The organism is Streptomyces sp. MB09-01, from assembly GCF_033794505.1.
Lineage (GTDB): Bacteria > Actinomycetota > Actinomycetes > Streptomycetales > Streptomycetaceae > Streptomyces.
In genome coordinates this window covers 1-10,835 of the sequence record NZ_JARAYQ010000269.1, presented here as the reverse complement: position 1 = coordinate 10,835, position 10,835 = coordinate 1, and the positions used below count along the sequence as shown (strand labels likewise).

Here is a 10,835-nt window from a genome sequence, read left to right as displayed (position 1 = left end):
GTGATGGCGATGTCGGTCATGACGGGTCTTCCTTGTCGTGATCGCCCGGCCCCGGCCGGGCGATCACGACAAGGAAGACCCGTCATGACCGACATCGCCATCACCGGACTCGGCTGCCGCTTCCCCGGCGCCCCCGACATCCGCGCCTACTGGAAGCTCCTGATGAGCGGGGAACGCCAGTTCTCCGCCGTGCCGGCAGAACGCTGGAACCACGAGACCTTCCACCGGCCCGGCGACCGCTCGGCCCCCAACGCCGCGTACACCGACCAGGTCGCGTTCCTGGACGACGTGGACCGCTTCGACGCCCTGCACTACGGGGTGCCGCCCGCGCGGGCCCGGACCATGGACCCGCAGCACCGGCTGATGCTCGACATCGCCCGCGAGGCCCTCGACGACGCGGGCATGGGCCGCGGCGACTTCGACCGGGAGAACACCGGGGTCTTCCTCGGAATCTCGGTGTCCGACTACAAGGACCTGATGGCGGCCCCCCTGCGGGCCATCTCCCTGGCCGAGGGGTCAGGGGCGGCAGACCGCCCCGGCGGCCTCGACGCCGTCAGGGAGCAGGCGGCCGAGCTCGGCACCATCCACTCCTTCACCCTCCCCGGCAGCCTGCTCAACATGGCGGCCGGCACCGTCAGCCGGCAGTTCGACCTCGGCGGGCCCAGCTTCGCCGTCGACGCCGCCTGCTCCGGCTCGCTGGTCGCCCTCGACCAGGCCGTCGCCCAGCTGCGCCAGGGCACCTGCCGGATCGCCGTCGTCGGCGGCGTGTACCTCAACCTCACCCCGGACAGCCTGGTGGGCTTCTCCCGGCTCCGCGCGCTGTCCGCCCGCGGGGTGTGCCGTCCCTTCGACGAGCAGGCCGACGGCTTCGTCCTCGGCGAGGGCGCCGGCGCCGTCGTCATACGCCCGCTCGCCGACGCGCTCGCCGACGGCGACCGCGTCTACGCGGTGATCAAGGGCATCGGCTCCGCCAACGACGGAGCGTCCCCCGGACCGCTGGTCCCCACCGCCGAAGGCCAGCTCCGCGCCATGCGCCGGGCCTACGACGACGCGGGGGCCGCCCCGTCCTCCGTGAGCTTCATCGAGGCCCACGGCACCGGCACCGCCGCCGGCGACCGTGCCGAGGTGGAGGCCCTGCGCCGGCTGCGCACCGAGTATCCCGACGACGACCCCTCACTGTGCTACCTCGGCTCGGGCAAGGCCCTCATCGGGCACTCCCTGTCCGCGGCGGGCATCGCGGGTCTGATCAAGACGGCCCTGATCGTCCACCACCGCACGATCGTGCCGCAGCCGGAGACCGACCCCCATCCCGACCTGGGCATCTCCGCCGCGGGCCTGCGCTTCGCCGACACCGCACGGCCCTGGCCGAGCGTGGGCGACGCCCCGCGGCGCGCCGCCGTCAGCTCCTTCGGTTTCGGCGGCACGAACGTGCACGTGGTGCTCGAGGAACGGCCCGCCCCCGCCCACGGCACCTTCCCGGTACGCGCCGAAGGCCCCCGGCCGCAGCTGCTGCTCCTCTCGGCCGGCAGCCCCGAGCTGCTGGAACAGCACATCGACGAGGTACTGGACATGCTGGACGGGGCTGCCCCCGTGCCGATCGCGGCGCTGGCCCACACCCTGGGTGCGCGCGAGCCCCTGACGACGCGGCTCGCGATCGTGGCGGCCGACACGGAGGAGTTCACCCGGCGGCTGCGCCGGGCCCGCGGGCAGCTGGCCGAAGGCGCCCGGGGCGACCTCGGCGACGGCGCCTTCGCCGCCGACGCTCCCCTGCCGGAGGCGGAGCGCCGCATCGCCTTCCTCTTCCCCGGTCAGGGCAGCCAGCGGCCGGGCATGATGCAGGACCTCTACGAACGGTTCACGGGCTTCCGCACGGACGTCAACGTCCTCAGCGCCGTGGCCCGCCGGGACGCCGGCTTCGACCTCGCCGACCTGCTGTACGGCGAGGACTCGGCCGCCCACGGCGACCCCGAGGAGCTCGGTCAGCGGCTGACCGGCACCGATGTGTGCCAGCCGCTGCTCGGGACCGTGCAGATCGCCGCGACCCGGCTCCTCGCCCACTGCGGCATCGCGCCCGACCTCACCCTCGGCCACAGCGTCGGGGAGTTCGCCGCCGCCGCGGCGGCCGGTGCGCTCACCGACGAGGACACCGTCCGGCTCCTGGTCCACCGGGGCGCGGCACTCCGTCAGGCCGAGACCGGCCTCGGGGGCGGGATGCTCGCCGTCCAGACCGACAAGGAGACCTGCCGCAGGCTGATGACCGGCATCGACGACGTGTGGCTCGCCTGCTTCAACCAGCCGCGGCAGGTCGTGGTCAGCGGTACGCCGCACGGGCTCGCCGCGGTGCGGCAGGCCTGCGCCGAGGCCGGGGTGGTCACGGTGGCGCTCGACGTGTCCAACGCCTTCCACTCGCCGCGGCTGGCCTCCGCCGAGGAGACCGTGCGCGCGGACCTCGACGCCCTCCGCATCGCCGGGCCCGTCCTGCCGTTCGTCTCGTCGGTGAGCGCGGAGGTCTGCACCGATCCCGACGAGCTGCGCGAGCTGTGGGCCCGTCACGCGTCGGCTCCGGTCCACTTCGGCGACGCCGTCTGCACCGCCTACGACCAGGGGGCCCGCGTCTTCCTCCAGGTGACGGGCGGCAGTTCGCTCCTCGCCTCGGTCCGCCGCAACCTCACCGGCCACGGCGACGTGCACGTCGTGGCCGCCGGTGAGGTGGCGCCGGACGGCGGGCGCGGCTTCGTCCGGGCCCTCGCCCGGCTCGCGGTCCTCGGCGTCCCGGTCGACCCGCGGGCCCTGGTCCCCGACGAGGACCGCCGCCTGCTGGACCTGCCGGTGGCGAAGCTCGACACCCAGTCCTACTGGGTTCCCGGCGGGCGCCCCGCCAAGAAGAGGGACGCACGCGCCACCGCCGTCCCGCCCGAGCCGGTATCACCCGAGCCGGTATCACCCGAGCCGGTATCACCCGAGCCCGTATCGCCCGAGGAGACCTCGATGCACGCCCCGACCGACGCCCCGCTGGACGCCCCGACGGGGCCCGCTGCGAACGACCCGACGAGTGACCCGATGGGTGAACTGCTCCTGCTGGTCAGGCAGCAGGTGGCGCTGATGGCCCTCACCGAGGCCCTTCCCGCGCGGAACCCGGCCGCGGAGATCACCGAACCCGTGGAAGCCGCGCCGGTGCCCGCAGCCCCTGCCGACCCGCCCGCTCCTCGCGCGCCGGCCGACGAGGAGGCGTCGACGGCCGGGGAGATCCACGAGATCACCGCGGGCGTGCTCGCGCACGTGGCCCGGATCAGCGCGTTCCCGGTGAGTCACCTGCGCGTCGACCACCTGCTGATCGACGAGCTCGGCTTCGACTCGCTGATGCTGACCGACCTCTTCACCGCCCTCACCCGGCAGTGGCCGCAGTGGACGGGCGACGAGAGCGCCGCCGAGCGGCCGACCGTCGGCAGGATCGCCGCGATGATCGCGAACGCCTGCGGCGCGGACGCTGGGTCGGCCGCCGTGCCGCACGCAGCTGCCGAGGCCGCGCCCGAGGCCGCACCGGGCGCCGTACCCGCGGCCTTCCCCGTACAGCGGGCCGGCCACGGCGAGGAGGACCCGCCGACGCCGCCGGCCGACCTGCCCACCGCCCCGCTGCCCGAGGAGCACACGCGGATCGAGTGCTTCCCGGAGGTGACCGCCCACGGCGAGCGGATCGCCGCGCTCGACGGGGTGGGGGTCCCCAATCCGTACTTCCTCGTCCACGAGCGCGGCATGACGGACACGACCGTCGTCGACGGCCGGGAACTCCTCTCCTTCTCCAGCTACAACTACCTGGGCATGGCCACGCACCCCCAGGTCAACGAGGCGGCCCGGGACGCGATCGAGCGCTGCGGCACGTCGGTGTCCGCCAGCCGGCTGCTGTCCGGCAGCCGTCCCCTCCACCTGGAGCTCGAGGCGGAACTCGCCGGCCGGCTCTCGTGCGAGGCCGCGGTGACCCTGGCCAACGGGCACGCCACCAACGTCACCGTGATCGGTCACCTCGTCGGGCCCGGCGACCTCGTCATCCACGATTCCCTCGCCCACGACAGCATCCTGCAGGGATGCAAGCTCTCCGGCGCGACCCGGCGGCCCTTCCCCCACAACGACGCGGCCGCCCTGGACGCCATCCTCACGCAGGTCCGCCACCAGTACCGGCGGGTCCTCGTCGTCATCGAGGGCGTCTACAGCATGGACGGCGACATCGCCGACCTGCCCGCCCTCGTCGAGGTCAAGCGCCGGCACGGCGCGCTGCTGATGATCGACGAGGCGCACAGCATCGGGACGATCGGTGCGACGGGACGCGGCATAGGCGAGTACTTCGACATCGACCGCTCGGCCGTCGAACTGTGGTCGGGCACGCTGTCCAAGGCCCTGGCCGGTTGTGGCGGCTACGTCGCCGGAAAGCGCTCGGTCGTCGAGTACCTGCGCTACACCGTTCCCGGCTTCGTCTTCAGCGCCGGCATGACCCCGGCGGACACCGCCGCCTCCCTGGCCGCCCTGCGCCTGCTGCGCGCCGAGCCGCAGCGCGTGGGCCGGCTGGCGGAGAACGCCGCGTTGTTCGTCCGCCTCGCCCGCGATGCGGGCATCGACACCGGGGACAGCCACGACACGCCGATCGTCCCGTGCATCGTCGGGGACTCGCTGAAGACCCTGCGACTCGCGGAGGCCCTCTTCCAGCAGGGAATCAGCGTCAACCCCATCCTCTATCCGGCCGTGCCGGAGGAACTGGCCCGGCTGCGCTTCTTCCTCACCTGCGAGCACACGCCCGAACAGATCCGTCATGCGGTGAGCGCCCTGGAGCGCGAGCTGCGGCACCTGGCCACGGCCACGGCCCCGGCCCCGGCCCGCGCGGCCTGACCCCGCGGCCATGTACACCACCGCCGTGGGCACCGCCTTCCAGCCGATCGCGCCGGGCCGCATCCACCGGTGGGGCGGAGCCCGCCTCGTCGTGGCCCGGTTCACCGACCTCCAGCAGGCCCCGTTCCTGTCGCCGGCCGAGCAGCGGGTGGTCCACGGGCTGCCGGCCCGGCGGCAGGCCGAGTGGAGGGCCGGCCGTCTGCTCGCCAAGCGCCTGGCCGGGGAGGCCCTCTCCGTGCCGGCGCACGAGGTGGAGGTCCTCCCCCGGGACGACGGCAGCCCGTACGTCCTCGTCGGCGGCAGCCCGGTGGCGGACGTGCACGTCTCCATCAGCCACACCGCCCGCCGCGTCGCCGCGGCCCTCGCACCGGAAGCGGTCGGAGTGGACCTGTGCGAGACCGTCTCGGCCGCCGCGGTACGCCGGGTCGCGGACCGCGTCTTCTCCCCCGGGGAGCTCTCCCTCATCGGTACGGGGCGGCCCGACGCCCTGGCCGGCGCCTGGGCGCTCAAGGAAGCCGCGGTCAAGGCCGACCGGAGCAGCATCTTCGGCGCCGCCCCGCGCCTCGTCGAGATCCTCGGCCTCCGGCCGCCCGTCCTCGCCGGACGGCGCCGCGCGACGGTGTGGCGGGCGGGGGGCGCGGTCCTCGCCCTCGTCCTCGCGCACTTCCCGGGTCCGGCGGGCTGAGCGCACCCCCGTGGCAGCACTGCGTTGGTGCTCCTTGCCCTGCCGGATGATGCTTGTCAGTGGAGCCCCTGGCCGTGCAGGTTGCCGTGGAAGCACGGCGAGGGAACTAGCGAGGGCGAGATGAGCGGCGATGGAGCAACTTCCCACCTCTCCTGGTGAGCGGCCGGAGGAGACGAACACCTCCGGCGGATCGACCTACACGGCCACGGCCACCCTCAGCGAGCAGGGCATCGTGACCGAGTGGAGCGAGGACGCCCACCGGCTGCTCGGCTACGCGCCCGCCGAGATCGTGGGACAGCCCGCCGCCCGCCTGCTCGCCGACGGTGCCCAGGACGACGAGGACGTCGACGAGAGCGCGGGGCGGATCCCGTCCGGGCAGGACCGGTGGAGCGGCACCGTGGCACTGCGGCACCGGGACGGCCGGCGGATGGAACTGAGACTGCTCGCGCACCGCTGGACGTCCACCGGCGGGAACACCAAGTGGTTCGTGGTGTCCGCCGTGGCGGGCGAGCCCCGTACGCCCTGGGGCGACTCACTGAGGGAGTGGACGTTCGCCCAGTCCCCCTGTTTCCTGGCGGTCTTCGACGGGGACCTGCGGCTGGTGCGGGCGAACGCCGGCATGGAGCGCACGCTGTCCCTCACGGAGACCGAGATGCGCGGGCTGCGGCTGCCCGAGATCGCGCCGGATCCCGTGAGCGACGAGACCGAGCGCAGGATGCGCCTGGCGGTGGAGACGGGGGAGACCCAGCACGTCGACGCCTTCGTCCGCCCCACGGGTGCGCGGGCGGATCACGGCCTGGCCGCCTCGCTGGCCCCGCTACGGGACGCGGACGGCCGGGTGCGGGCCGTGTGCCTGGCCGCGCACGAGAAGACCGCGAGCGACGGTGAGCGGCCGCAACTGCTCCTGTCGGACGTCGACACCGCCGACATCGGCACCAGCACGGACAGCGCCCGCACCGCGGAGGAGCTCGCCGACGCCGCCGTACCCCGGATCGCCGACTTCGCGGTCGTCGACCTGCTGGAGCCTCCCCCGCGCGCCGACGAGCGCTCCTCCCGGCCGTCAGCGGGGCCGGTCACCGTGTCCCACACCGCTGTGCGCTCGCTGCTCGAAGGAAGCCTGGAGTCCCAGGTCCCGGTCGGCGGGACAGCCGTCTATCCGGCGCTGTCACCTCCCGTGGAGTGCCTGGCCGCGGGCCGCGGCGCCGTGTACGCGACCTCGGACCCGGCCGTCGCCCGATGGGTGGCCCAGGACCCCGGGGCCGCCTGGATCAGCCACTCCGGGACCCACTCGCTGATGATGGTGCCGCTGCGTGCCGGAGGTACCACGCTCGGCCTGGCCGTCTTCACCCGTCACCAGCGTCAGGATGCCTTCCACCCGGAGGACCTGTGGCTGGCCGAGGAGCTCACGTCCAGGGCGGCCGTCAGCATCCACAACGCGCGCCGGACCAGCCGCGAGCACACCACCACCATGACGCTGCAGCGCAGCCTGCTCCCGCATTCGCTGCCCGATCACCCGGCGCTCGAGATCGCCTCCCGCTACCTGCCCGCCGGTACCGATGCCGGCGTGGGCGGTGACTGGTTCGACGTGATCCCGCTGTCCGGCGCGCGGGTGGCCCTCGTGGTGGGCGACGTCGTGGGCCACGGCATCCGTGCCTCCGCCACCATGGGCCGGCTGCGCACCGCGGTGCGCACGCTGGCCGACGTGGACCTGCCGCCCGACGAGCTGCTCACCCACCTCGACGACCTGATCATCCACCTGTCCGCCGACGAGGGCGACCAGGGAGCCGCCGGGGAGGCCGCCGGCGGCATCGGCACCACCTGCCTGTACGTGGTCTACGACCCGGTCACCCGCCGCTGCACCGTCGCCCGGGCCGGCCACCCCCCGCCCGCCGTGGTCAGCCCGGAGGGCTCCGTCTACCTCCTCGACGTCCCGGCCGGACCGCCGCTGGGCCTGGGGGGCCTGCCCTTCGAGACCATCGAGACCGAGATTCCCGAGGGCAGCCTCCTCGCCCTGTACACCGACGGCCTGCTGCAACCCCGCGAGCGGGACATCGACGAGTCCCTGGACAGCATGTTCGCGGCCCTCGTACGCCCGGCCTCCAGTCTGGACACGGTCTGCGACCGCGTCCTGGCGGCTCTGCTGACCCACCGTCCCGACGACGACGTCGCCCTGCTCATCGCGCGGACCCGGGCCCTGCACGCCGACAAGGTCGTCGTCTGGGAGCTTCCCTCCGACCCGTCCGTCGTCGCCCAGGCCCGCCGGTACACCACCGAGCAGCTGACGGCCTGGGGGCTCGACGAGGCCGCGTTCGTGACCGAGCTCGTGGTCAGCGAACTGGTGACCAATGCGATCCGCTACGGCGCGCCGCCCATCGAGCTGCGGCTGATCCACGACGACAGCACCCTGCTCTGCGAGGTCTCGGACGCGAGCAGCACCGCCCCGCACATGCGACGTGCCCGGACCTTCGACGAGGGAGGGCGGGGGCTGCTGCTGGTCGCCCAGCTCGCCGAGCGCTGGGGCACCCGGCACTCCGCGCTCGGCAAGACCATCTGGGCCGAGCAGTCGCTCGCCGGGTTCTGAGGACCCGGCTCCCTCACACCCGGCCGGCATGCGGATCGCAGTACCCTGGCCGCCGTGCGGACCGCGGTGCCCTACAGTCCGCCGGTCGGGGCGTGGAAGACGGGCCTGGCCCAGATCGGAGGCTCCGGCGGCGGCTCCTGGGGGTCCACCCGGGACGTCGCACCGTCCTCGCGCCTGATGCCGTTTCCGGTGGCGGCGCGCAGCGCTCCCACGAATTCCAGGCAGGAGTCGTAGCGGTCCTCCGGCACCTTCGCCAGGGCCTTGGCCATGACCTCGTCGGCGGCGGGCGCGATCCCGGGCCGCCTCTCCGACAACGGAGCCGGCTGGTCGTACTGGTGCGCCCACAGCAGCGCCACGTCCTCGTCGCGCACGAAGGGGGGCCCGCCGGCAAGGGTTTCGTAGACGACACAGGCGAGGCTGTAGAGGTCGCACCTGCCGTCGACCGGCCGCCCGGTGATCTGTTCCGGTGCCATGTAGTCGAGGGTGCCCACGAACTCCCCCGCCGTGGTGAACCCGCTCAGCGACAGCGACTTCTTCGTCAGTCCGAAGTCCGTGAGGTAGATGTGCTCGGGGTGGTCGCTGTCGGTGCCCGCGGCGACCAGGATGTTGCCGGGCTTGACGTCCCGGTGCACCAGGTCGTGCTCGTGTGCCGCGTCGAGGGCGGACGCCACCTGGGAGGCGATGCGCAGGGCCGTCGCGACGGGCAGCGGGCCGTCCCGGTCCAGCAGCGCCCGCAGGTCGAGCCCGGAGACGTACCGCATGGCGATGTAGAGGACGCCGTCGGTCTCACCGGCTTCGAAGATCGGCACGATGTGCGGGTGGTCGATCTTCGCAGCCACCCGCGATTCGTGCGTGAAGCGGCGCCGGAAGGTGTCGTCGCGGGCGCGCTCGGGGGCGATCAGCTTGAGCGCGACCGTACGGTCCAGGCGCAGGTCCTTCGCGGAGTAGACGACGGCCATGCCGCCGCGGCCGATCAGGCGCTCCACCCGGTAGCTCGCGATCTGCTTGCCGATCAGGCCGGAGGGCCGGCCCGTGTACACGCTCAGGTCGGGTGCCGAGGCCATCAGACGCCCGCCTCACCCGGCCGGCCGGGCGACGGCGCGGCGCCGACGCGATGCCCGTGGGCGAAGGTGCCGATCATGCCGACCCCGTCTCGATGGAGCGTCGCCCGAGGGACGACATGGCTGAACGGGTCGCGCTCGGCGCGACGGTGTCGGCTCGGGCGCGAAGTCACGCGCCGGGCCGCTCTTCCATACCTGAAGTCTATCCAGTGATCCATACGACTGCCCCTTCGAGACGGAACGGGTCCCCGGCACGTGGTGTGCCGGGGACCCGTGGCGTGGCGCCGGGGCGGGGGTCAGCCCATGCCGCCGTTGCCGCCGCGGCCGCCGAACCCGCTGGTCCCGCAGCCGACGCCGACGCAGATGCCGCCGTCGCCGCCGAGGCCGCCCTCACCACCGTCGCCGCCGGGGGACGCCGCCCCGCCGGTGCCGCCGTCGCCGCCGTTGACACTGCCGTGGCACACCCCGGCGCAGACCCCGCCGTTGCCGCCCGTCCCGCCGGTGCCGCCGCCCGGCCGGCCCGTCGCGCCGGTGCCGCCGTTGGCGCTGCCGTTGCACAGTCCGGCGCAGATGCCGCCGTTGCCGCCCTCGGTGCCGTTGACCGAGCCGTTGCACTTGCCCGCGCAGACCTTGTCACCGACGCGGACGCTGTCCTTGTCGAGCTTGACCTTGCCGAGGAGCTGGTCGCCGTACTTGCCGATCGCTCCGTTGCGGCCGAAGCGGTTCCCGCCCGTCTGGTTGTCACCGCCGCCGGGAGCGGGGACCTGCTGCTGTCCGGCGGGCGCCTCGACCGTGTGGCTCGGCAGGGCCGGCGCCGCCGTGGCGACCGGTGCCATGGCACCGGCACCGATCAGGGTCGAAGAGACGAGCAGACCGAGACGGAACTTCCAAGATCGCACGCGCATGAGATTCTCCCTTTGCCTAGAAATTGATTTCCGCTACGCGGTTCGGTTTGTCGAAGTCCGCGCCGTGGACGATCCCTCCGGCGCAAACACTCGGGGCGCCCCGGCCGCATCGGGCCGGAGCGCCCCGAGGGGGACTCGTCCTTGAGCCGTCTTCCGTCCCCGCCTCCCCGCCCTCGTTCCTCACTTGCCCCAGATGCCTCAGGTGGAGGAGGAGAAGCCGTCTGCCATCAGGGCGAACCAGTTGCCCTCGATGTAGGCCTCCTTCAGGTCGTCGAGCTGCTCCTCCGACATGTCGTACTTCTTGGCGATCTTTTCCTTCATCTCGTCCGAGTCGTCGACCAGCAGGATCATCACGATGTGGACCTTGTCGACCATCGACAGGTCGGACTTGGACTTGTCGGGCAGGTCGTCGAACCGGAAGCAACCGACTCCGCCGGGCTTGCCGGGCTCACCCGGCTCGCCGGGCTTGCCGCCCCTGCCGCCCGCCCCGCCCTTGCCACCTTCGCCGCCACGGCCACCCAGGGCGCAGTGCGTGGGCTGCTCGGCCACGACCGAGGAGCTGGTGCCCGCCGGGGCCTTGAACTCCGACGCTTGCGCGGCGCAGGCCGTGCCGGTGACGAGGGCCAGAGAGGCCGCCGCCAGGATGAGCGGACGCTGCCAGGTGCACGTGAACATGGGGTTCTCCGTTTCCGTCATACGAGAGGTTGGAGGGGATGGGGGGTGGG

6 protein-coding genes are annotated in these 10,835 nt (G+C 73.4%); 3 read left to right on the top strand and 3 right to left on the bottom strand.

The genetic code is table 11. The annotated features are described in order from the left end of the window. Positions 1-84: 84 nt before the first annotated feature. The 3 genes from PV721_RS35995 to PV721_RS35985 all read left to right on the top strand — a co-directional run bounded on the left by PV721_RS35995 (position 85) and on the right by PV721_RS35985 (position 8,144). Positions 85-4,878 (top strand): aminotransferase class I/II-fold pyridoxal phosphate-dependent enzyme, encoded by a 4,794-nt coding sequence (locus PV721_RS35995; protein WP_319731895.1) that lies wholly within the window; start codon positions 85-87, stop codon positions 4,876-4,878. Between the two features lie 10 nt (positions 4,879-4,888). After that, on the top strand, positions 4,889-5,563 hold the full coding sequence (locus PV721_RS35990; protein WP_319731893.1) for a 4'-phosphopantetheinyl transferase family protein: 675 nt from the start codon (positions 4,889-4,891) through the stop codon (positions 5,561-5,563). A 130-nt stretch (positions 5,564-5,693) separates the two neighbouring features. Then, on the top strand, positions 5,694-8,144 hold the full coding sequence (locus PV721_RS35985) for a SpoIIE family protein phosphatase (RefSeq protein ID WP_319731891.1): 2,451 nt from the start codon (positions 5,694-5,696) through the stop codon (positions 8,142-8,144). 71 nt (positions 8,145-8,215) lie between these two features. Here PV721_RS35985 and PV721_RS35980 read toward each other — a convergent pair whose 3' ends face one another. The 3 genes from PV721_RS35980 to PV721_RS35970 form a co-directional block, all read right to left on the bottom strand. Then, entirely contained in the window at positions 8,216-9,208 is a 993-nt protein-coding gene (locus PV721_RS35980) for a serine/threonine-protein kinase (RefSeq protein WP_319731889.1), read from the bottom strand. Positions 9,209-9,501: 293 nt separating this feature from the next. Continuing rightward, positions 9,502-10,110, bottom strand: coding sequence for a hypothetical protein (locus PV721_RS35975; RefSeq protein WP_319731888.1), 609 nt, complete (start codon positions 10,108-10,110; stop codon positions 9,502-9,504). A 198-nt stretch (positions 10,111-10,308) separates the two neighbouring features. Then, on the bottom strand, positions 10,309-10,785 hold the full coding sequence (locus tag PV721_RS35970) for a hypothetical protein (protein ID WP_319731887.1): 477 nt from the start codon (positions 10,783-10,785) through the stop codon (positions 10,309-10,311). Positions 10,786-10,835 lie beyond the last annotated feature (50 nt).

Excerpts from the sequence above, each read along its gene's own strand:
- PV721_RS35995 (WP_319731895.1), top strand. The coding sequence starts at position 85 with ATGACCGACATCGCCATCACCGGACTCGGCTGCCGCTTCCCCGGCGCC.
- PV721_RS35990 (WP_319731893.1), top strand. The coding sequence starts at position 4,889 with ATGTACACCACCGCCGTGGGCACCGCCTTCCAGCCGATCGCGCCGGGC.
- PV721_RS35985 (WP_319731891.1), top strand. The coding sequence starts at position 5,694 with ATGGAGCAACTTCCCACCTCTCCTGGTGAGCGGCCGGAGGAGACGAAC.
- PV721_RS35980 (WP_319731889.1), bottom strand. The coding sequence starts at position 9,208 with ATGGCCTCGGCACCCGACCTGAGCGTGTACACGGGCCGGCCCTCCGGC.
- PV721_RS35975 (WP_319731888.1), bottom strand. The coding sequence starts at position 10,110 with ATGCGCGTGCGATCTTGGAAGTTCCGTCTCGGTCTGCTCGTCTCTTCG.
- PV721_RS35970 (WP_319731887.1), bottom strand. The coding sequence starts at position 10,785 with ATGTTCACGTGCACCTGGCAGCGTCCGCTCATCCTGGCGGCGGCCTCT.